We start from the raw sequence: 24,087 nt of genomic DNA, 5'->3' as shown, positions 1-24,087 counted from the left end.
AGATAGAAGACTTTTATATTTTTTCATTTTCATTTTTAATCAGCAGAAATTGTCACTGTTAATAAACTACCTGCCAATACCCTCTTAATTAATTCATATTTTTCTTCAGTGAAAAACTTGCTTTTTGTTTTTGTTATCAGTCTAATATCTAATTTTTCTGCATATTCAAAATCTATTTTATCAATTTTAACACACTCAACATTTGTATCAGTTCCTGTACTGAAATTTCAATAACCTTTTTTCTTAACATTATTTGAGTTAATGACGTCATTATGTCAACCACTTCGTTCAGTATATGGTCATACTTCTAAATCGAAAATATCTACTAACTCTTTCTTAATTTCATATAAGGTGATATCTGAATTAGCTAATGCTGAATATTTTTCTTTGAATTTATTTAATCTATATTCTGAATTCGTAAAATCTCAAGACAGAGCTACTCTTAAACTATTTTTATTTTTCACAAATTCAGAAATATCTAATTTTACAATTCTTGATATTTCATCAAAACCTTTTCTGAATACTTCACGATAACTGTTGTTTTCAATTTTATTTCTTGGCAAACCGAAAAAGTGGATTGTGCAACCATTAAGATCTGCAGGGATTTTTACTATTTCCGGTTCATCTTCTTTGTTAGTTATATCAGGAATTTTTACTCATATTTCATTTTCTAAAACATCTTTTAATGTTTTATATTTAATTGAACCAAAACCAGACATTGTATATGAATTATTAGAATGGACAGCCTCAAATTCTAAAGCATTAAAAGTTTCCAAAAATTCCGGATCATCTGATGGGTCATAATCTCTAGCACCTAAATCCCAAATATATCTTGAAGAAGATGCTAACGCTGCTTTTCAATCTCTAGGTGCTTTATTGTGTGCGATTTTAGAGCTTTCTGCTTCTAACAATGCAATTGTTCCTGTAGTCATAGGAGTAGCAAAACTTGTGCCAGTTTGATCTTTATAAAGTAGTTTAAATAAATTTTCTGATCTTCTATTTTCTGTCTCAATAGGTAAATTATTTAACTCACCATAATTAATTATTAATGGGAAATCACCTTTATCATAAGAACCTTGTTGACTAAATCTTGAGACATATCCTGAAGGATTCATAGAACCAACATATATAACGTTTTTTCCACTATTAGTATTAGCCGACATACTATCGATATATTTTAAATCTAATTTTTTTCTCAATTTTGAATTAGTTTCCATATGATAAGTTAAACGATCGCAAATTCTTAATAAAGATAGCCACTCCTCATCATTACCTGCTGCTATAAAAAATTTCATATTATATTTGAATGCATATGAATCAATCATGCTCATAATAGGTGCATACGAATATTTATGGTCCAATAATTTTTCTAATTTTTCTATTTTCTGATTTCTTTCATCCCAATTGCAAAAATTACTATATCCCATTTTTAAGACTTCTTGAATATTTTCTTTAGTGTTTAAACGCTCGTTAGTATATAAGTATCATAAAATTATGTGTTTTATTTCTAAAAACATTTCCAGATCTTCTTGTTCTAACTTGTCATTTCAAACACCTTTCCTTATCAGATACATGTATAATTCATCAAAATTTTTAATATTGTATTCAGCTTTAATTTTTTCAAATCTAGAACTTAGTTTGTTTAAATGATTTCAAACATTTTTTGCAACTCCCTCTTCGAAGATTGTGGATCCTCCAAAACTCATATTTATTAATTTAACATTGTTAGACAACATTTTTCTTAGAATGGAATCTAGAGTTCTTATTCTGAAATAATCAGGAGTACGACCAAGTGACTGATTTATTATTTTCGTATCATCTGTTTTATGATCATAATATGTCAAAAATGTTTTTTCTCCTAAAGAGAAAGGATTAAACATATTAAGTGAAGCTGAATGAATTTCTGCATTTTTTAATATACCTAAATGACCACTCATTATACTTGCTACAGTTGTTGCATGAGATGAAAAAAGATTTTCAAGCGATTCTCTTTGTATCACTTCACCTAAAGTACCTGAATTATTATTCAAATTTACTTTATTATTTACTCAAAAAATTTCTTTATTGAGCTTTCATAACATATTTCTTGTTAGTTTTGAATTTTCCATTTTCTTGAATGACTCACTTGATATAACGTCTATTGAATCTTTGACAAAATATTCCATATCTTTCTTATCTGAAATTTCTTCCTTGCTATATTTAGGAAGATATAATTTTAAATTATCTGATGTTTCATCGTTTTGTAGAAATAATCAAGGATTAACAAGTCCTAATTCAATAATTCCAATTTTTGTCTTTTCATCATTGTTTTCATTAACTTTGTTTATCGAATCTGAAATACCCAATTTTTGGAAATATTGGAGATAAGGACTTTCATTTTCTTCTGATTTCATTAATTTATTAAATTCCTCGATATTTTCAAGTTCAATATAATGATCATATAAATCTCGAACCATTTCTTCGAATTCTTCGGAACTCGGTTTTGCACTTACACTTAATGAAGAGCAAATAATGACTGGTGAAATTAATGAAGGTAAAAGCAATTTTTGAAATATTTTTTTAATTTTGTTCATTTTATTCTCCTGAAAATAAGTTTTATACCTCTAATAACTTTATTCTACTACTTAATGAAATAAAAAATGAAAAACATTACTAAAAAATTGTTTTTTTCACATTTTGTGGAAAATATGATTTAAAACTTCAAAACATGTGGATAAGTTACTTAAGGTTAATAATCTTTTCAATTTCTTTAGTTAATTCAGTAATAGTTCATTTTTTGGAAAAATTACTATATTAATGAGGTAATTATGGTAAAAATCGGAGTCTATTTAATGACTTTTATGAAATTGATCTTTAGTTTTAGTTTTTTCGCTATTTCATGTAAAACAAATAACTATCAATTAACTAAAGAAATCAATGAAAAAAATCAGAATACAAATTCTTATAAAATAACAAATAATCTATTGAATCAGAAATATTTAAATAATTTTGTTCCATTATTAATTAATAATAAAATTTCGCTAGGTTCGACAAAAGTGAATTGAGAAAACATCAAACTTGATAAAAACAATCAAATCAATCTTAATATTTTTAACTCTCAGTATCAAGATATGATTGATAATGTATTTAAAGTTTCGTTTCATAACTATAACCCTTATAACAATGTAAACTCACAATCAAAATATATGATTCACTCAGGCACTATCAGTTTATTTGATTATCATCTTGATGATAATGGTGAAGTTGAAAAATTGTATTTCGCCACAAATGCTCATGTTCTAAATAATTTTAGAAAGAATTGTTCTGATGACTCAATATTTTCAAATATTGTCAATGATAATCAATTATTAAATGACGAAAGTAGTTTTATAACTTCACAAGTTCAAGTTTCGAAAGTGAAATTTTATCCGAATAAAAATCAAGAAGTTAAAGAAATTTTTAACTTTAATCCCAGTGATTTTAGAATTGTATATTTAGCATTAGATTTTCTAAAGTCTAGTCCTAAAGATTACATCCACAATATGGATAATATCGAAGAAATGATCGACTTTGGTATATTGGAACTTGATTTAAAAAATCTTCATAATAAAAGTAATTTGATTTTTGAATACTATAAAAACGAAAATTTAGTCAGATGTAAAAAGATCTCATTCAATGAATGATTAGAGAAATTTATTAATATTGAAAAAATTAACGCAATCTCTTCTGATAATGATTTGAAAAATCAAGAATTTTATTCAATTGGTTACCATGATAAGAAAAATGAGCTTACTTTTAATAATTCAAATAAATTAAATCATTCAGAGCAATTTCATTTTTTTGAAAACTATCCTGGTTTTGTCGATATTTTGCTGAACTTTAGATACATAAAGCATCTAAATAATTTTAAGTATCTAAATAAATCAATTTTCAAAGTAAATAAATTTGTTAATTATGGTTTAGGATTCGTAATAAATGATTATCAACCATATTATGGTTCATCAGGATCTCCGGTTGTTAATCAAAATAATCAATTACTTGGTTTAATGTTTGCTACATATGATGTTGATTTTAAAAATAAAGCATCAATATCTTGTTTATTAAGATCGCCTGAATTAGATTATTTACATAACTTCGGGTCATACAACATAGAACCATATGATTTAATTTATGGAGGATATCAAAATCAAAAATCATCATATAAAGATGCAATTAGAAATTTATATGGAGATAACTATAAAACTTGATTAATAAAATAACCAGGTATTAACCTGGTTAAATAAATTATTTGTCAATATTTGTTTTTAAAACTGATAAGAAAGCTTCTTGTGGCACTTCGATAGAACCTAGTTTTTTCATACGTTTCTTACCTTCTTTTTGCTTCTTGAGTAATTTTTGTCTTCTTGTTACATCCCCACCATAAAGTTTTGCAGTAACATCTTTTCTATAAGCTTTAATTGTTTCTCTTGCAATAATTTTTCCACCAATTGTGGCTTGCACAGGTACTTCGAAGTTTTGTCTAGGTATTGCATCCTTGAGTTTTACACATAACTCTCTTGCTGCTTCATATGCTTTTTCTCTATGTGTAATTATTGAGAATGCATCAACTTTATCACCATTTAATAAGATGTCAACTTTAACTAAATCTGAAGGTCTATATCCAATTCACTCATATTCAAATGATGCATAACCTTTTGTGGTAGATTTTAATCTATCAAAGAAATCAAAAACAGTTTCAGCTAATGGTAATTCATAAATTATTCTAGTTCTTCTAGAGTCAACTGTCTCTAAAGTTTTATAAATACCTCTTTTATTTTGACAAAGTTCCATAACATTACCAATATATTCATTTGGTACAAAAATACTTGCCTCAACATAAGGTTCTTCAATTTGTTCTATAAATGTTCTATCAGGGAATAATGTAGGGTTAGAAATGTATTCAATTTCTCCTTTTGTAGTAGTTACCTTGTACTCAACACTTGGGCTTGTCGCAATAATTCCAACTTTATATTCTCTATCAAGTCTTTCTTGAAGAATTTCCATATGCAACATTCCTAAGAAACCAACTCTAAATCCAAACCCTAATGCTTTTGATGTTTCTTGTTCTCATGTGATTGAAGAGTCTGATAATGAAATTTTTTCTAAACTTTCTTTAAGATCCATGTAATCTTTTGTGTCAATTGGGTAAAAACCAGTAAATACAACAGGTTTCATTTTTTTGTAACCTGGAAGAGCTTGTTTTGTTGGATTAGAAATTAAAGTGATTGTATCCCCAACGTTAACTTCTTTTGCATCTCTAATTGCTGCTGAAACTCATCCAACTTCTCCTGCGACTAATTCGTCTTTTTTGGTTTCATTTGGATTTTTAATACCTAAGTCAATAACGTGATACTCATTTCCTGCATCGTGTCTTGACATAAATTTAAACTTATCTCCTGTTTTAAGCTTACCTTCGAATACTCTGATAAACATAACAACTCCACGATATGGATCAAAGTAACTATCAAAAATCAATGCTTTTAAAGGTTTATTATCATCTGCATTTTTAGGTGCTGGGATATATTCAACAATCGCGTCAAGCAATTGATGAACACCTTGTCCTGTTTTTGCAGACACCAAAATAGCATTATCAGTTGGTATACCGATAACTTCTTCTATTTCTTTTTTGACACCTTCAACATCAGCACTTGGTAGATCGATTTTATTTATAACAGGTAAGATTTCTAAATTATTTTCAATCGCTAAATAAACATTAGCTAAAGTTTGAGCCTCAATACCTTGTGTTGCATCCACAAGCAATAAAGCTCCCTCAGAAGCTGCAAGGGATCTAGAAACTTCATAATTAAAATCAACGTGTCCTGGTGTATCAATTAAATGAAAAATATAGTCTTTATACTTGATTTGAACTGCATTTAGTTTAATTGTAATACCACGTTCCTTTTCAAGATCCATTGAATCTAAAAATTGAGCAGTTAACTCTCTTGTGTCTACTGTATTTGTGTATTCTAAAATACGGTCAGCTAAAGTACTCTTACCGTGATCTATGTGAGCTATTATTGAGAAATTACGAATTTTACTTTTTTCCATAGTTCTTTAAATTATAGATGAAAATTTTTTTCATTTTTTGAATTTTTATCTTATAATAATACCAGTGCTTTATCCTTGAACTTGATTCGGATAAAGAATGTGATGTCCATGAAACATCCTTCTTGTGTTAAATTATTAAACACCTGTCACTAAATAATTTTATGTAAAACACATAATCATTATTATGCATTACATAACTTCGCCACAGCTTTCTAGCTGTGGTTTTTATTTCAGAATTCACTGAATAAAGGGTGTAACTAGAGAAAAAATCCTTAATTTTTCACAAAATGTGAAAAAAATAAGAAAAAATTACATATTTATTACATAATATTTGAAAAATGTGCTTAAATTTAAGTAGATAAATTAATTTTCAGGAGATGATTATTATGAAAAAATTAAAAACTTTACTTATGAGTATTGCTGGATTATCAGCTATTGTGGCACCAGCCGTGGCAGTATCATGTAAAGATACTAAAAACCCAGAACAACCTGCTAACCCAAACACAGGTTCACCTGTGCAAGCTGACCCAGAAATTGCTGAATTAGATAGAATTGGTGAAAGATTAGTGGCTAAAGGAGCTGAATTATTCACATTCTTACCAGAAAAAAGACAAGATGTTATTGACAAATTAACAAAAGGTGAAGTAAGAAAAAGACAATTATTCTTCTCTAACTATGATGGTCAATTAGCAACAGGTGTTGGTAGAGATTACAATGTTACACAACCTTCAACAGAAATTAAGGCTATTAATACTGAAAAAGGAATTCAACACATTAAAAGTGGATACATGATTGCTAATGATGTAAAACCTCAATACGAAAACAAACAAGGTATTCAAGGGGCAAGTGGATGACTTAACACAGTTTACAATGAATCACAAGGAACAGTTACAATTAAATTCAAAGTTGCTAAATATGTTAATGATGCAACACCAGTTAAGAGTTCATCAAAAACATTCGAAGTTACATTAAATCTTCCAGCTGCTACTACAAATTAAACAAATACACCAGCTTAATAATTTTTACATAGATTTTATACAACACTAAATTAATTAGATTAGTGTTGTTTTTTATGCTTTTGCAAAAAGAAAAACACTCATTCCTGTTCTTAATAGAACTAAAAATAAGTGTTTTCTTAATTGTGATAAAAAAGGAAAATCTATTGACCAAGTAATTTTTCTTCAGCACTAATAATTGATAATGCTTCTTGCAATATTTGTTTTTCATCTTTATCATTTGTGTCTATGACATAGTACTTAAAGTTATATTTTGAAGCTATCTCTTTAAAGATTTTTAAATAGTTAGAATGTAAATTTTTAAAATATTCGTAATTAGAATCAAAATTCTTCACTTCTGATTCTCTATTTCTTGCAAACAATCTTTTCTTAAATGTTTCAAAATCTACATCCAAGAAAATTGCAAAATGTGGCATTTCATCTTCAGTTACTAACTTTTCAAACATAGCATCATAAGCCTCTAAATATTTTTCACTTTTTGCTGATAATATCAACTTAGCAAAAATATAATGTTCTAATGCGAATCTATCAACAAAAATGTGATCTTTTTTAATATTTGAATTTGATTGATTGTATTCATCTAATAATTTTGCAAACTTATCTGAATGATTTTCAGCTATATAAGATTGAAAACTAATTGTTAAATTTGGTTTATTTTCATACAATCAATTTAAGAAAGTGTTGAAAACATCATCGGATTCTTCAAACTCTCTTAATATTTTTGAAGTAGGAAACTCTTTTTGTAAGTTTTTAACTAACGAACTTTTTCCTGCAGCAATCATTCCACTTATACCTATAACCATAAATGCCTCACTTTAATAAATTTGGATAAAAAATCAACTCGATTAATTTAATGAGTTGAATTTACTTAAAATTATTATTACTATTTAACTAAATCTACATCATATAATGTATTAACTGATTTACACATTTTATTAAGGGTTTTAAACTCTTGTTTAAACTCTTCTAACTGCATAAACTTTTCATAATCTAATCTTGTAGATCATCTTTCTAAAACAATTACTACTCCCTCAGGATCGACAGAATATTCGAATGATAAGTTTTCTTCTTTCATTCTTGTTTTTTTAGTTAATATAAATAAATAATCAATAAATCCTTTTAATTTTTCTGGATTTATTACATATCTTGATGCTTTGGCAAAAATCAAAATCGCCTCCTTAATAAGATCAAGTTATTTTTTTAAACGAGCAAAGAGCATATACTCATTCCCTTGATTAATATTATCAAATTTTTGATAATCTTCTATTAAATCAATAGAAAAACTATCAAAACCTAATGCTGTTGCTACTTCTTTTGTTTTATCTTTTAATACAACTGATAAATAAGTTGATACTGCATAAATACCATTTAGAAGTCTTACTAAAATTTGCTCTAGTCTTGGTAAATCTTCTTTTAATTTTCACGGTTCTGTTAAATCAACATATTTATTCAAGTCGCTTGATAAATTAATAGCAGCTTTTAATGCTTTGTCAATTTCTAAATTGTCAAAGTGTTTTTTATACTCAGAAATAGAATTTCTAATTTTTAAGTCTATGTCCAAGTCATTTTGATCTTTTGATGACTTGTATTTTAAAGGACCTGAAAAACTATTTGATTTCATTTTTAAAGTTCTTGAAACTAAGTTTCCATAATTATTAATTAATTCAGAGTTAATCACATCAATAAATCTATCTTCATCTCAAACACCATCTTCTCCTAATGTGATTTGTGATGTTAAATAGTATTTAATCATTTCTTTATCGTATTTAGCTAATAAATCATATGGATCAACTACATTATTTTTTGATTTTGACATTTTTCCTGTCGGTGTAACTAATCAACCGTGCGCTTGAATTCTTGTAGGTTGTTTTAAGTTAAGCGCTTTAAGGAAAATAGGTCAATAAATCATATGGAATCTTGCGATTTCTTTGCCAATTAAGTGAATAACTTCTGAGTCTTTGCTTGCTCAAAATTTCATAAACTCATCTGGTTGTTGTTTGTTTTTTACATCATACCCTAAAGCAGTTATATAGTTGCATAATGCATCTAATCAAACATAAAGTGTATGTGTTTGGTCTTCATCAATTTTGATACCTCAGTCAATATTAGTTCTTGTAACTGATAAATCTTCTAGTCCTTTAAGTAAGAAATTATTTTTCATCTCATTGATGATTTTGTTAGGTGCTAAAAATTCTGGATTACCATCGATATACTCAACTAATCATTTCACAAACTCGTTCATTTTGAAGAAATATGAATCTTCTGAAACTAAAATTAGCTTGTGACCACTTGTCGGATGATAATATCCATCTTCTTTTTTAACTGCTTGTGTTTCTGTTAAAAACTCTTCATCTGAAACTGAGTACAACCCATTGTATTGTCCTTTATAAATAAAACCTTTTTCTAAGAAATAAGAGAAAATGTGTTTTACTGAATCTTTATGGAATTGTGATGATGTCCTTGAAAAGAAATCATATTCTATTCCAAAATCAACTCACATTTGTTTATATTTAGCAACTAAATTGTCAACAAATTCTTGTGGATTTACATTTTGCTCAGCAGCTTTTTGTTGAATTTTTAAACCGTGTTCATCACTACCTGTAAGCATTTTAACTTCATAACCAAGTAGTTTTTTATAATTAGCTAAAACTCAAGCAACTGTAGTTGTATATAAGTGTCCGATGTGTAAATTTCCACTTGCGTAATAAATAGGTGTTGTTATATAACTTGTTTTTTTATTCATCTTCTCCTCCACTTTTTTAGGTCTATAAAGTTTTTTAATTTCAGGTAAATAATCATGATTATTTTTATCGATATTATCATGAAGATATAAGTTAGGTAAGAAATGAACACCTCAACCTGTCTGGTATCTTGCTTCAAGTAAAATAAATTTAGGTTTATCGTCTATTCTAGGATAAATAAGTTGAACTCTTTTTGGCTCAAATTTATATTTTCTTAATAATTCAAAAGCATCAACCATTCTTTCAACAGGTAATACTAGTGATAAAAATCCTTTTTGTTCTATTATTTTAGAACAACCTAAAATTAATTGTTCTAAATTTAAATGAATTTCGTGCGTTGCAATTAGTTTTTCTTGTGAAATGTTATTTTTAACTTTTGTTTTATCATAAGGATAAAAAGGTGGATTGCAGAAAATAAATTGATATTTCTTTTGTGCAATCTTTGTGTGCTGTTTGTAAAAATCATTAAAGTCTTGGTTAATAATATGAATTTGATTTTCCATATTATTAAGCTTCACATTTTCTTTCGCTAACTCTGCTGCTTTTTTTTGAATTTCAATTGCATCAATTTTTAATTTGTCATATCTAGAAGCAACAAAAATTGATAAAGCACCATTATTAGCGCCGATTTCAAGTGCTCTAGTGCTTTTTTTATTTAAATAAATAAAATTACCAAGCATAATGGTGTCAACTGAATAATTAAACATATCTTTATCTTGTTTAATTACTAATCCAGCATCAAAACCTAATGAATTTTCCTCTAAATTTCTATTTTTATTTTTCATTTTTATCCTTTAATAAATATTTTTAATTATATTAAATAAGTTATATAAAAGATAACTTTTCATTATAAAAGCGCATAGCTCTTTATTAGCTTTGCGCTATTGTTTTATTTTTGAAAATTTTTTCTTGATTTTGAAAAATTTTGCTTATTTTTAGAAGCTCTTTCAGCTTCTTCTTTTTGCTTTTTAGCTAATCAAGCTTCGTATAAATCAGCTAATGCACAAGTAATTTTACCTTCAACTAAATCAACTTCTGTAACAACTACATCTACAAAATCACCAATTGTAAATTTTCTATCTTTAGAAACCAATTTAGTTAAGTTTTCATTAGCTTCATATTCTCCATCAATCAATGTTGACTTATGAACTAGCCCACTAGCTTTAAAATCGAATTCAACAAAGAAACCAAAGTTAAGCACACTTAAAATTTGAGCTCTAAATGGTGAACCGATTTTATTTTTTAAGAATTCAGCAAACTTAAGATCATTAACATTTCTTTCAATTTGAACTGCTTTTTGTTCTGATTTAGTATTTAAATCACCAAATACAGGTAAGTTTAATCTAAACTCTTCAAGTTTTTCAGTTTGTTTATTAATAATAAAATCTCTAATTATTCTATGAATGATTAAATCTGGGTATCTTCTAATCGGACTTGTAAAATGGCAATAATATTCACTTGCTAATCCAAAGTGCCCAATGTTTACATCTGAATAAATTGCTTTTTGCATTGAACGCAAGAACATTAATTTAATAAAATCATCATCTCTTTCAGCTTTAACTTTATTAACAAAATCAGCAAATATTTTAGGAGTAATTGAGTTCGCTTTAAGTTTTGATGCGTCTATTGAAACTGCTGCTAAAGAGTTTTGTAGTAATTGAATTTTATCTTCATCCGGCGCTTCGTGAACACGATATAAGACAGGTAACTTAGCATCAAAAAGATATTTAGCAACTGTTTCATTTGCTCTAACCATAAAGTCTTCAATTAAAACTTCGCTAAATCCACGTTTATTGATCACTATTTGTTCAACTCTACCATATTGATCAAGTTTAATTTTAGGTTCATCAATATCAAAATCAACATATCCTTCTTTGATCTTGTAATCGTGAATAATTAAACTTAATTCTTTAGCTACATTAAGCATTTGTTTTAATTTAGCTACATTTTCTTGGTTTGAATGATCTTCATTAATTTCGCCTGTATTGTAGTATTTGTCAACTTGTTTGTATGTTAATCTAAATTTACTTTCAATAATACCTTGTGAAATATCTGCTCTAACTGTATTTCCATTTTTATCAATTTCCATTTCGCAAGCTAAAACAAATCTTTTTACATTTGGATTAAGCGAACAAATTCCATTTGATAATTCAACAGGTAACATAGGAATAACTCTGTCAACTAAATAAATACTCGTCCCTCTGCTTAAGGCTTCTTGGTTAATGAATGAACCTTCTTTGACATAGTGAGAAACATCAGCTATATAAACTCCAAGGAAATAATTTCCATTATCTAACTTTTTAACTGTGATTGCATCATCGAAATCTTTTGTATCATCACCGTCGATTGTTACAATCATTTCGTTTGTAAAATCACGTCTATTTGTTTGGTCTTCATTATCAATTGTTTCAGGAATTAATTTAATTTCATCTTCAGTATTTTCAGGGAAAGCTGATGGAACTTTAATTTGTTCTAAGTATGATTTAACAAAAACCATTGGGTCAGCTTCGTTTGTAATAACTCTTTCAACACTTATTGTTATGAATTTATCTTCGTAAGCTAAAACTTTAGCTAAAACTAAGTCATTTAATTTGTTTGGAACACTTGAAGGAATTAATTTAAATTTAACACTTTTAAATCTAGCATCAATAGGCGCAAATGATTTAACACCATTTTTTTCTTTTATAAATCCAACAAAACTTTCATTGTTTCTTTGAATAATCTGTGTAACTACACCATCTTTTAATTCTTCATCACCTTTTTGAAGTTTATAAACATTAACCTTAACTTCATCACCACTAATAGCTCCATTAAAATTAAAAGTTTTTACATAAACACTTTTTTTAGTTCCTTCTTCTTCGTTGATGTCATAATCAACAAATCCAAAGTTACCTTTTGTAGCAACTTTTAAAATTCCTGCAACTGTTTCTTCCAGTTCTGGTGAATAATATTCATCATTATTATTTCTAAAAACTAAATATTCAGATTGCAAATCTGAAATAGCTTTAGTCAAGTCTTTGTTATTTCTCAATGAAACTTTAAAATGTTTTGCAATGTCTAAAAATGACCTTGACTTATATTTTCTAATGTAATTTAATATTTCTTGTTTTTGCATACTTTTATTTTTTCAGTACTATTCTTAAAACAACTGAAGCAATAATTAAAATTGCTCCTAAAACTATCATTGAGTATTTTAAGAATTTCTTAACTCCTCTTTCTTTTGAATTTTTAAATAACTCCAAGTCTCCTGAACCAACTAATGCTCCTGAAAAACCATTTGAATCAGGTGACATTAATAATGAAACGAAGACAATTAGAATTCCAACCATTACCAATATAACTGTTAAAAATGTTGACATTATTACTCCTAATATTTACTTATTTAATATAAGTTAGATTAATATTTTAAATAATACCACAATATCTGTTTTTTGTGCTTTACTGATATAACTATATGCTAGATAAAAATGATTTTTTAATAATAAAAATAATAAAGTTTAATAAAATTAAAATAATTATGAAAAAACTAGTTAAAAAATTCTTATTAACAATGCCAGTTGGAATATCTGCTGCATTACCAATTGTTGCGCTTTCTTGCAACAATCAACAAAAAGAGGATCAAAATTTAAAATCATTTAAAGGTGACTACTTAAAAACAGCGAATGTTTTATTTAACAATATTGTCAATACAGCACAAAAATGATTAAATATCATTGAAAATGATTCTGCAGCTAATGAAAGATTAAATAATTTCTTTAGTCAAAATGAAAATGCTAAAGACACGGTTATTTATGTTTTAAAATCAGATCCAGAATCATTTAAAAACAACATTATCGACTCAAACTTAAAACAAATTGAACAAATCATTAATGGCGAAATCCAAAATACTTATAAATACTTTAATGAAGTTTCAAGAATCACATGAGCTATAACTCCACAGTTTCTTAACGGTATTCTTTCTACATTTATTAGATTTATGCCTGAAAGTGAAGAAATTCAACAATCAATGAAATCTGACTTTACTAAGTTAGTTGGATACTTATTTTATTCAAATAGTAAAGCTGAAATCATTAAAAACTACATTCTAATGAACGAGAGTGAAAATAGAGCTAATAAAATTAAATCATTGACAAATGATGCTGCACTTAAAAATTCAGTTGATCAATATTTATTATCAAATCAAAATGTTATTGCTGAGTATAAAAAATTAAATGATGCGCAAAGCTATGCATATGATTCAATCACTTCATTATCTGAAGAAAAAATCAAAGAAATGTCTGATGAATATTTAAAATTCCAAAAACAATTTATGAGTTTTAGAGAGCAATTTAATGTTCCGTATCTTGAATTAACACAACCAGAAAGTTCGCTAAATAAACAATTTCACTCATTAATTGTTCCTAACTTTGCAAAAATGCCAAATATGAACGAAATTGGTAAACCTATTCTTGATGAAAATGGTAAGGAGACTTACAAAAACCAAGCAACAACATATGATAGTTTATTAGAGAAATACAAAAAAAACGAAGAAATTAAAGCTCTTATTGAAAAAATCAAAGCTAAAAACTTAAAAGAAAAAGTAACAATTGAAAATCCAAGTGTATTAAATGATCTTACAAATGGAAAAATGTTACCTTTATCAATTTCATTCACAACTAACTGAAATCAATCTTTCAAATTTGGTTCTGTAATTTACTCAAAAAACAAGCAAACAAATTCATTTGATAAATTAAATCTTGAAGAAAAAATTACACAAGGTTCAAAATTAGTTTCATCAATGATTAATGACTGAAATGCAGATCATATTTTAAAATTATCACTACCTATTGAAATTATTAATTATTGAGGAGTTTTCAACCCTAATGAAGCTAACACAAAGATAAATAAACAATCAAGCGATGAAAATATTAGTGAATTAACAAAACTAACTGACTATATTTCATTGGGATTTAACTCAGTTCAACCAATTGAATATAAGATTAAAGAAGAAACTAAAGACAACAACAAATACAATTTATTGCAAATTGGAGTTGTTAGAAATTCATTATTAGGTGGAAGACATTACAAAGATTTATGAGACACATTCTTCTTAACTCCATCATATGAATACTTAATTGATAAAAATGCTGTTAGACTTTCTGAGCAAGGAATTAATCTTAATGCTTCATTTGACTTATATATAACATTGAGTGATGAAATTTATGAAAACCAAATCAAACCATTAATTATTGAACAAATGTCTGATGAAGAACTTGCGAAAGTATCTGAATTAAAAGCTAAAATTTCAGCACTTGAAGATAGAGAAATCACAATAACAGATGATGATAAGGAAATGATTTCAAAATTCGGTTATATGTATAGATTTAAAGATGTAACTGATGAAACATATCCGACTCAAGCTATTCCTGTTGATCAAATTCCATCTACACTACCTCAAAAATACTTAATTGATGCAATTGATAATTACATTAATGTGTCAACAAAAGGTTCAGAATACATTTCTTCTTTAGAAAGTGAAATCACAAATTACACATCTAGAATTGATACATACAAAAAAGAAGTAATTGCACCTGCTGAAGAAAAACTTGCTGCGTCACAAGATGAAGAAGAAAAGCAAAAATTAAGAGAACAAATCGAGCTTTTCAAAGCTGAAGTAGATAAATTAGAAGAACAAAAGGAAGAAGCAACAGCAAAATTAGATGCTGCTAAAGCAGAAAAAGAAAAATGAAATATTTTTGACACCAATAAAGTTGAATACTTCAAAAACAAATTAACTGAATTAACTGATCCAAAAATTGCTAACCCTAATAAAAATGCTGAGAGTGATCCTGAACAAATTTCAGATCCTGAAAACTCAATAAAATATAATAAAGAAGAGCTTGAAAAAGTTTACACAGCTTATGAAACAAGAAGAGCTCAAGAATTCAATAAATTTGTTATTGGATTCACATTTAAAGTAATTGATTAATTATGAAAACAAATTACATTTATAAAACTCTTTTAGAAAGAAATGCAAATTTTAATCTATTATCAAATGACGAATTTGAAAAATGTGTTCAAATAATTCTTTCCAGCTCACAATTAATTAACACATTTGACTGAATGGAACAAACTAATGGTGAACCAACATTAGTTTCAATGTTTGATAACATTTATCTTGTAGATTTATCAACTCAGTCACCTGATAGAAGATCACTGTGCTATGATAGAACTGCGCTAATTAACAGAAAGAAGTTTGTACCTGAAAATGATGCTTTAAGTCTTGCACATAGTTATTTTAGTGAACTTCTAACTGAGCAAGACTATAGATTTTTAAATACAATCAAACCACTAGATACTAAGACATCTTCGTGAATTCACACACCTAAAGAAATTTGAGATAAAGGTGGCGCGATATTTTGCGACAATAGATATGGTGTAGTATTTGTCTACCATAATAGTGCTGATTCGTATTATTCTTCTAGAGGTTTTAGAGTTAAAGTTAAAATCATTTAACCATGCACATAGATACAAAAAGTAAGATATTTATTTGATATCTTGCTTTTTATTTTTAATTAGTTACTAAAAAAGATAAAGAAAAAGCTACCTACAAGGTAGCTAGTTAATGATTTATTAGAATTTATCTTGTGGTAAGTAAATTGAACCATCAATACTTTTAATATCTGAAATAGAGATAAATGCATCTTTGTCAACTTTACGAACATCTTTAATAATACGTAACACATGTCTGAATAATGCAACTGATGTAATAACATCAATATCTTTTCCTTCGTATCCACCTGTAGCTCTGAAAATTGTCATACCTGTAACAATTTTCTTGTCGCTTGTGATAATCTCTTTAACTTTAGCAGCATTCTTTGTAAAGATTTGAACTCTAACAAGTTTAAATTTAGGGAATAATTTATCTAATACACCGATATAAACAACATTTACTAAGAATGTAGCGATGAAGTTAGGTGAGAAGTAAAGTTCAGCGTGTCATACTTTTGCTTTCAATGCTTCTGCTTGTCTTGTGAATTCAGTTACTTGTGAATCCGTTAATCCCATAATAGATTTATTTTGAACAACTAATGAAGGGTCAACTTTTGATAAAAGAATTGAACCTGGTAATCAAGACCCAACTAAAACAGCGACAATCATAATTGCTATGTTCATATATCCACTAATTGAACCGAATGATTTTTGTTTTGCGTTTGCGTATCATTCTCCGATAACACCTGTAACACCAGCTGTTCCTCCAATGATTTGGATAATAGCAAATACGTAAGCTAATAATACTCCATAAACAATTGCATAAAGCATTAATGCTAACACACTACCTGATGAGTATGAGTCTCATAATAATGGAACTAATCCTGAAAGTGATTGGTAAGCTTCAGGTAAAGCGGCTTTAACAGCTTTGTTTGAGAAGTCCCCAATAATATATGTTGAACCAGCACCTGGGATCATTCCGATTCCGAATGAAACTAATGATGAAACAACTAAGAATAAAATTGTTAAGTTTGTAAATAATTTTCCAACTTTCTTATAACCGAAAATGAAAATAGGAATACTTAAAATAACATAAGCAACTCAGAAGACGAATTGGTCAATTAAGTTAAGCACTGTTCCATCAACTTGTCCGGCTATAGAAACTACTAAAATCTTCGCTCCAGCTTGTCCAAAAGCAGCTAAACCAAAGTTGTAAATACCAACATTTTTAACAAAGAATACACCAATGACACCGAAGATAACTGCTGTAATGTTTGTTATTAAAATAATTTTTCAAAGCGGCATTTGTTGGTAGAAGTAATTTAATTTAAGACCAAAGTTAGACATTCTTGTTCTTTTGTATAAAGTGTTCTCTTTTTTAATGTGCACTTTTTCTAAGTTTTCAACTGTGTCTTGTCATTCAGAAGAATTTTGGTCTTTATGACTATTTGACTTTTTAAAAAGCATTTTGCTCCTTTCTTTAAAATTAAAAAATATGTTACCTATCAACAAGATAACTAAATTACTATTCTTATTCTATCACTTTTGCAAATAAAGCGAAATTTTAAAAATATTAAATAAAAAACCACATATTTTAATATGTGGAGATTGGTCGCTTAAACGAAATGGTAGACCGTACAGGGTTCGAACCTGCGACCCACTGGTTAAGAGCCAGTTGCTCTACCGACTGAGCTAACGATCCACTAATATTATAAAACTTTTAGAGTAATTTGATAGCTTCTAAATTCAATAATCTAATAAATTAAAATTAACTTTTACATTAGTGCTCTAGGTTTAAAAGTTGAATTCGATTTCTCTAAATTAAAAATAAATAAAAAATTCCATACATTAATTTGTGTATGGAATAAATTTATATTAAGCGTTAGCTTTTTCTTCTCTTCATCTAGCTACTTCAGCAGCACAATCATCAATAACTTGTTCAACTAAATCAAGTGAGTCAATAATAGCACCTGAGGCTCTTTCATGTCCTCCACCACCTCATTTAACGGCAACATTTCTAACAATTGGTCCATTTGATCTAAATTCAACTCTAACTTTTCCGTTTTCTTCTTCTGTGAATTGAACTCACATTGGGAATCCATCGATGTTAGCAATTGAATTTACTCTAATTGATTGTTGTGGTGTTTTACTAAATTCATTTGTTGTTTTTAAATCATTTTGAATGTAAGCTACACCATCTCTTGTTTTTAATGTTGTCATTAATCAAGCACTATATTTTAAGTCATCTAATGTAACTTTAGCTAAATTTGAGTGGATAAAGTCTTGTTGTAATCCTGCTTCATATAATTTAGCAGCTAAATTTAATGTTCTAGCTGTAGTGTTATTGAATAAGAATCTTCCTGAGTCAGTGTTGATTCCTAAATATAAGAAGTTAGCAGCTTTTTGTGTGATTTTTCAGTTGTTTACAACCGCGATTTCTGTAATCATTTCATCAGCCGCAATATATGATGAATCAACTCATCTAATGCAATTTTCGCCTAAATCATCATCGTTTGGGTGATGGTCAATTCTAATAACTTGAGCAAATAAGTCTTTGTCTAAAACTTCTCTATATTCAATTCTGTCTTTGAAGTTTGCATCTACAACAACTCCTAAAGCAGTTTTTAAAAATTCATCTGATGGAATTTCATCCATTTTGATATCTAAGAATGAGAATGAACCTTTTGAATCACCTATTGCATAAACTTTTTTATTTGGGAAGTTTGTTTCAAGTAATTCTTTTAATCCAAATTGTGAACCTAAACAGTCTCCATCTGGACGAATATGGTGAAAAATAACGATGTTATCGTATTTTTCTAATTGTTCAGTAACTAATTTTAAATTACCAATGACCATAATTATTTAGCCTCTCACTCAATGATAGCTTGGTTTAAGTCAGCTAAAACGTCTTTAACTTGGTCTCAAGATTGAAGAGTAATTCCGGCAGCGTTATCGTGCCCTCCACCACCATATTTGTTAGCAACTAAGTTAACTAATGGTCCATTTGAACGTAATCTTCCTCTAACTGTCCCATCTTCAAGTTGAATGAATAATGCTCAACAAGAGTTGTCTTCAATATTAGCTAATTCATTTACGTATTGAGCAGCTTCGAATGAATCCATATCATATTTCTTTAATGTTTCTGCATCAATCTCGTAGTAAAGAACTCTTCCTTCTTTTTTGAATCCATTTAAAATGTTTCCAACAAATTTAAGTTGTTTGAATGTTCTTTTTGAAAGTTCTTTTAAGATGAATGATGGGTGGAATCCTGTTTCCATTAAGAATGCTACTAATTTGTGTGTTCTAGCTGATGTGTCAGGGTATAAAAATCTTCCTGAGTCTGTGTTGATTCCTAAGTAAATGTGTGATGCAGCTTTTTGTGTAACTGTTCATCCTGCATCAAATGCGATTTGAGCAATCATTTCAGCAGCTGCAACATAGTGTTCATCGATTCAGTTGTAATCGTAATCGATGTCAGCTGAGTTAGGGTGGTGATCAACTCTTAATTTAGCTGTTGTCTTGTTTTCATATAATAAGTTTGCACATTCAATTCTGTTTCCACTTGAAGCATCAACTACAATTCCTAATGAGTTTGTAAAGTCGATTTTTTCAATGTCATCAAAGTGGTAACCCATAAAGTCAAATAAGTGTAAGTTATCCCCTACTGTGTAAACATTTTTGTTAGGGTAGTTTGTTCTAATTAATTCTGCAAGCCCAGCTTGTGAACCTAAACAGTCTCCATCTGGACGAACGTGGTGAAAAATAACAATATTGTCATATTTTTCAATAGCATCAATTGCTACTTTTGAATTTCCTATAACCATAATAATTTTCCTTTCTTAATAGTGATTTTTTTAATTTAAATTAAATATTTCTAAATTATATAGCATTTAATTTTTATTAACATAACTTTCAAGATACTCTCATAGGTCTTAAAATCTTTATTTTCATTATTCAAATTGTTAGATTAAAAAAATAGATGCAATTTGATGTTGCATCCGAAATCCTAAGATGTTTTTTCACTTAATTCACTAATTAATTTAAGTTTAATAACTGCTGTTTGTGGATTTTTTGATGAAAGTTGTTTTGTAATCATTGATTCAATTATCACTCCGATATATGGATAGTCCACAAAAATCTTATCAACATAAACACCTAAACTATCGTAAATTGATTGGTAACCAATGTCACTAATTCTGAAGTGTTTTGAAGCATACGTGTTAATTGAAATAAACGAATCGTGAGTCGAACAAATAATATTTGAAACATTATTTGTATTTGCAAAAGCAATAATTTCTTTAACTTCATCTTTATTTTTCTTAGCACTGATTGGATATCTCATATAAGTCATACTATATTCTGAACAAGCTTCCTTGAATCCTGAAATTCTTTGGAATTTTTGATAATCAGATAACTTTTGATCTTCTAAGAAAATAATTTTGTTTGAGTTTCTCGATCTTGGGACTCTTCTAATAAATGATTTTGTAAGTTTGTAAAATGCTTCTCTATCATCTGGAACAACTCAAGAAACACCATCAACTTTGTGTCCATAAACTAAGACAGCAACGTCCTTAATGGTTTTAAGGAAATCAAATAATTCTATATTTTCTTCACTAAGAAATACAACGATTGATTTTGGTTTTCATAATAAAAGATATTTTAAAGTTTCAATATATTCATCAGCTGTTGGTACAGTGTAAAATGTAACAACTCTTCTATTATTTTTTGATGCACCAGCAATAATTCCTGAAATAATGTTTTGAATATAACTTTGGCCATAAAGAGGGCAGATAACAAAAATCGAACTTACTTGAACTTTATTAATTCTACTTCTTGGATTAGGAACATAATCATATTCCTTTATAATTTCTTCAATTTTTCTTCTGTTATCTTTAGAAACATAACCATCATTATAGAAACGACTAATTGTAGCAACTGAAACACCTGTAAGTTTTGAAATCTTTTGATATGTTATCGGTTTTCTTGAAACTCTTTTGCCAAGTCTACCAGGCATTTTCACTTCGATTGAGTCATCTAATATTTCTAACGCTTGCTCGTGGTGGTTTTTTAAAATTCCAGGATCTAGTTCTTCCTTAAACTGCCTTTTGCTCTTTTTATATTTATCATTAATCATATAATTTAAATTTGATTTCATATTTAAATTATATGAAATTCTAAAATTAATTATTTTATATAAAAAACAAAAAATTCAAAGACTTTTTTTGTGCTTTTTAAAACTTTTACACCTAGAGCACTACGGTAAAAGTTTGAAAATAGGATTTTTTATTAAGTTTTTTCATTGAAAGAATATTGTTTTATAATTTTATAACTTTAATATTCAGCTACAAAAGGAGTTATTTTACTATGAGTAAAAAAATCAGAACACGTTATGCACCAAGTCCAACAGGATACTTACACATAGGTGGAGCTAGAACAGCTTTATTTTGTTATTTATTTGCTAAACATTTTGATGGTGATTTTGTTTTCAGACTTGAGGACACAGATGTTAAACGTAATGTTCCAGGTGGTGAAGAATCACAATTAAATAACTTGGCTTGATTAGGAATTGTTCCAGATGAATCTCCATTAAATCCAAATCCAAAATTTGGTAAATACAGACAAAGCCAAAAGTTAGATAGATACAATGAAGTTTTAAATGAACTTTTACAAAAAGGTCTCGCATATAAAGCTTACGACTCATCTGAAGAATTAGAAGCTCAAAAATTAGAATCAGATGCTAAAGGTATTCCAAGTTTTAGATACGACAGAAACTGATTAAAAATTTCTGACGAAGAAAAACAAAAAAGAGATGCTAATGGTGAATATTCATACCGTTTAGTGATGCCTAAAAATCACACTTTAACTTGAAATGATATTGTTAGAGGTGAAATTTCATTCAACTCTGATGAAATAGCTGATTGAGTTATTTTTAAATCAGATGGGTATCCAACTTACAACTTTGCAGTAGTAGTTGATGACCACGATATGGAAATTTCACACATCTTACGTGGAGAAGAGCACATCGGAAACACACCTAAGCAACTTGTTTTATATGAATACTTAAATTGAGAAAAACCACAATTTGGACATATGACAATTATTACAAATATGGAAGGTAAAAAACTTTCAAAACGTGATCTTGAAACAAAACAATTTATCGAAGATTACAAAAATGAAGGATATATGCCTGAAGGTATTTTCAACTTCTTATCATTATTAGGATGAACAGCTGCTGATGCATCTGAATTAATGAGCAAAGAAGAAATCATTGCTAAATTTGATCCACAAAGATTATCTAAGTCGCCTTCAAAATTTGATGTTTCAAAAATGGATTGATTCTCAAAACAATACTTAAAAAATACAGACAATCAAAAATTAATTGACTTAATGAATTTAGAAAACTCAAATTTAGATTCAGAATGATTAAATATTTTTGTCGACACATTTAAAGCTAGCTCTGTAACAGTTTCAGAATTAAAAACTCACTTAAATTCATATTTAAACCCTGAATACTCAAAAACTGAATTCAATGAAGCTGAATTAAATACAGTTAAAGAATTTGCAAATAACTTCAAAAAACTTGCAGCTGATGACTTCACAATTGCAAACATTCAAGAAGCAATTAATTTAACCTCTTCAAATTTAAATGTTAAAGGTAAAAACTTATTTATGCCAATTCGTCTTGCTGCTACAGGAATTGCTCACGGACCTGAATTAGCAAAAGCTATTTGATTATTTGGAAAAGAATTAATTTCAGAAAGACTTAAAGAATATGAAAATTAATTTTAAATCAATTATTAAGGTTCCTACAAATGATGAACCTCAGGTTATTGAATTTTTAGCACAACTTGATTTATATAACAAAACTGAAGATGGTGTTATTGAGCTTAAATTCAATGAACCTAAATACAACGAAACAAATAGAATTGACATTTCAGAAAATGAAGTTAATATTTACACAAACTTAACAACTGTGTGTGTAAAGAAAAATGAAGAGGGTAATGCAAGCATTTCAGTAGTTGACCCTTCAACACAGAAAAAATTTGAAATTAATTTAAAAACTGTATGTAAAAACTTCTTCACATCAATTAATGAATTTAACTTTCAATATGACTTATTTACATACGAAAATGATGAAGTTTTAACATCAATTAATATGACATTAGAACTTTATGAATAATACAAAAAATACTTTTATGCCTTATGCACTTGCATAAAAATCACTACATATAATAAATACAATTAAAATAATATGGTATTATTTATATACAAAGTTAATTGTATTTAGAGGTAAGAGAAAGGAGTTGCGAAAGCAGCTCTTTCTATTTACATTTTTATAGGAGTAAAATGTTTGATGAAAAGATTTTAAAAGAGCAATTTTCTAAAGTTTTATCAGCAAAAATGGAACACGATCCTCTTTTAGGAAAAACACTAGAAGTGGTGGTTGATTATAGAAGTTTGGATGAAGTTAACAAACTTGGAAAAGAAATTTCTGCATTTTTAGAGACACAAAAATGATTTACTGATGATATAAATTTAGCAGTATTATCAAAAGGAACAGACCTTAAAATTTCAATGGAAATGTTAGATCAATACATTGATAAATATATTGAAGTCAAAACTCAAAAAAGTTTTGAAGGACAAAATAATTTTGTAATTAAATTAACTGAAGTTCAGCCAGATCACATAGTGGGTAAGTGAAATAAAAAAGGCCAAATTAGAACAATTAAATTAGATATTTCTAATATAAACGAAATTGAAGAATATATTAAGTTTTAACAAAAAATAAAGGA

The 24,087-nt window shown here is 27.9% G+C and carries 18 protein-coding genes and 1 tRNA gene; 7 read left to right on the top strand and 12 right to left on the bottom strand.

What is annotated here, in order from left to right:
* Nucleotides 1-35: 35 nt before the first annotated feature.
* Entirely contained in the window at nt 36-2,573 is a 2,538-nt protein-coding gene (locus VBM86_RS01285) for a S8 family serine peptidase (protein ID WP_323189596.1), read from the bottom strand.
* A gap of 267 nt (nt 2,574-2,840) precedes the next feature.
* Between VBM86_RS01285 and VBM86_RS01280 the strand changes: the two genes are divergently transcribed.
* Nucleotides 2,841-4,238, top strand: coding sequence for an MIP family Ig-specific serine endopeptidase (locus VBM86_RS01280; RefSeq protein ID WP_323177605.1), 1,398 nt, complete (start codon nt 2,841-2,843; stop codon nt 4,236-4,238).
* Nucleotides 4,239-4,263: 25 nt separating this feature from the next.
* Here VBM86_RS01280 and lepA read toward each other — a convergent pair whose 3' ends face one another.
* Entirely contained in the window at nt 4,264-6,066 is a 1,803-nt protein-coding gene (gene lepA / locus VBM86_RS01275) for a translation elongation factor 4 (protein ID WP_257089491.1), read from the bottom strand.
* Between the two features lie 386 nt (nt 6,067-6,452).
* Here lepA and VBM86_RS01270 point away from each other — a divergent pair, with 386 nt between their 5' ends.
* Nucleotides 6,453-7,064, top strand: coding sequence for a variable surface lipoprotein (locus VBM86_RS01270; RefSeq protein ID WP_323177606.1), 612 nt, complete (start codon nt 6,453-6,455; stop codon nt 7,062-7,064).
* 161 nt (nt 7,065-7,225) lie between these two features.
* Here VBM86_RS01270 and VBM86_RS01265 read toward each other — a convergent pair whose 3' ends face one another.
* The 5 genes from VBM86_RS01265 to secG all read right to left on the bottom strand — a co-directional run bounded on the left by VBM86_RS01265 (nt 7,226) and on the right by secG (nt 13,182).
* A complete protein-coding gene (locus VBM86_RS01265) occupies nt 7,226-7,885 on the bottom strand; it encodes a deoxynucleoside kinase (protein ID WP_323189595.1) in 660 nt (219 codons plus the stop codon).
* A gap of 80 nt (nt 7,886-7,965) precedes the next feature.
* Nucleotides 7,966-8,250, bottom strand: coding sequence for a putative quinol monooxygenase (locus VBM86_RS01260; RefSeq protein WP_323177608.1), 285 nt, complete (start codon nt 8,248-8,250; stop codon nt 7,966-7,968).
* Between the two features lie 24 nt (nt 8,251-8,274).
* Nucleotides 8,275-10,608, bottom strand: coding sequence for a methionine--tRNA ligase (gene metG, locus VBM86_RS01255; RefSeq protein ID WP_323177609.1), 2,334 nt, complete (start codon nt 10,606-10,608; stop codon nt 8,275-8,277).
* A 104-nt stretch (nt 10,609-10,712) separates the two neighbouring features.
* Nucleotides 10,713-12,938 (bottom strand): ribonuclease R, encoded by a 2,226-nt coding sequence (rnr, locus tag VBM86_RS01250; protein WP_323189594.1) that lies wholly within the window; start codon nt 12,936-12,938, stop codon nt 10,713-10,715.
* A 4-nt stretch (nt 12,939-12,942) separates the two neighbouring features.
* Nucleotides 12,943-13,182, bottom strand: coding sequence for a preprotein translocase subunit SecG (gene secG, locus VBM86_RS01245; RefSeq protein ID WP_257089479.1), 240 nt, complete (start codon nt 13,180-13,182; stop codon nt 12,943-12,945).
* A gap of 158 nt (nt 13,183-13,340) precedes the next feature.
* Here secG and VBM86_RS01240 point away from each other — a divergent pair, with 158 nt between their 5' ends.
* Together VBM86_RS01240 and VBM86_RS01235 are read left to right on the top strand one after the other, a co-directional pair.
* On the top strand, nt 13,341-15,791 hold the full coding sequence (locus VBM86_RS01240) for a hypothetical protein (RefSeq protein WP_323189593.1): 2,451 nt from the start codon (nt 13,341-13,343) through the stop codon (nt 15,789-15,791).
* A gap of 2 nt (nt 15,792-15,793) precedes the next feature.
* Nucleotides 15,794-16,318 (top strand): DUF4256 domain-containing protein, encoded by a 525-nt coding sequence (locus VBM86_RS01235; RefSeq protein ID WP_323189592.1) that lies wholly within the window; start codon nt 15,794-15,796, stop codon nt 16,316-16,318.
* 117 nt (nt 16,319-16,435) lie between these two features.
* On the opposite strand, the gene VBM86_RS01230 is transcribed toward VBM86_RS01235, so the two are convergent.
* The 5 genes from VBM86_RS01230 to VBM86_RS01210 all read right to left on the bottom strand — a co-directional run bounded on the left by VBM86_RS01230 (nt 16,436) and on the right by VBM86_RS01210 (nt 21,449).
* Nucleotides 16,436-17,761, bottom strand: a complete 1,326-nt coding sequence (locus VBM86_RS01230) for a DUF2179 domain-containing protein (protein ID WP_323189591.1) — start codon at nt 17,759-17,761, stop codon at nt 16,436-16,438.
* A 159-nt stretch (nt 17,762-17,920) separates the two neighbouring features.
* A tRNA-Lys gene (locus tag VBM86_RS01225) sits at nt 17,921-17,996 on the bottom strand.
* A 173-nt stretch (nt 17,997-18,169) separates the two neighbouring features.
* Nucleotides 18,170-19,150 carry a DHH family phosphoesterase gene (locus tag VBM86_RS01220; protein WP_323189590.1) on the bottom strand — a complete coding sequence of 327 codons (981 nt, stop codon included), beginning with the start codon at nt 19,148-19,150 and terminating at the stop codon, nt 18,170-18,172.
* 2 nt (nt 19,151-19,152) lie between these two features.
* A complete protein-coding gene (locus VBM86_RS01215; protein ID WP_323189589.1) occupies nt 19,153-20,118 on the bottom strand; it encodes a DHH family phosphoesterase in 966 nt (321 codons plus the stop codon).
* A 182-nt stretch (nt 20,119-20,300) separates the two neighbouring features.
* Nucleotides 20,301-21,449, bottom strand: coding sequence for a LacI family DNA-binding transcriptional regulator (locus tag VBM86_RS01210; protein WP_323189588.1), 1,149 nt, complete (start codon nt 21,447-21,449; stop codon nt 20,301-20,303).
* 209 nt (nt 21,450-21,658) lie between these two features.
* On the opposite strand from VBM86_RS01210, the gene gltX reads away from it, so the two are divergent.
* From gltX to VBM86_RS01195, 3 genes are all read left to right on the top strand, one after another.
* A complete protein-coding gene (gene gltX / locus VBM86_RS01205; protein ID WP_323189587.1) occupies nt 21,659-23,077 on the top strand; it encodes a glutamate--tRNA ligase in 1,419 nt (472 codons plus the stop codon).
* A complete protein-coding gene (locus VBM86_RS01200; RefSeq protein WP_323177617.1) occupies nt 23,067-23,474 on the top strand; it encodes a hypothetical protein in 408 nt (135 codons plus the stop codon). The genes gltX and VBM86_RS01200 overlap by 11 nt, the downstream gene beginning before the upstream one ends.
* Nucleotides 23,475-23,641: 167 nt before the next feature.
* Nucleotides 23,642-24,073: a hypothetical protein gene (locus VBM86_RS01195; RefSeq protein ID WP_323177618.1), complete on the top strand. Its 432-nt coding sequence runs from the start codon at nt 23,642-23,644 to the stop codon at nt 24,071-24,073.
* Nucleotides 24,074-24,087 lie beyond the last annotated feature (14 nt).

It is taken from the genome of Mycoplasma sp. 21DD0573 (genome assembly GCF_034863425.1).
Lineage (GTDB): Bacteria > Bacillota_I > Bacilli_A > Mycoplasmatales > Metamycoplasmataceae > Mycoplasmopsis.
The sequence above is the reverse complement of the archived record's forward strand: the minus strand, read 5'-3'. Positions and strand labels throughout refer to the sequence as shown.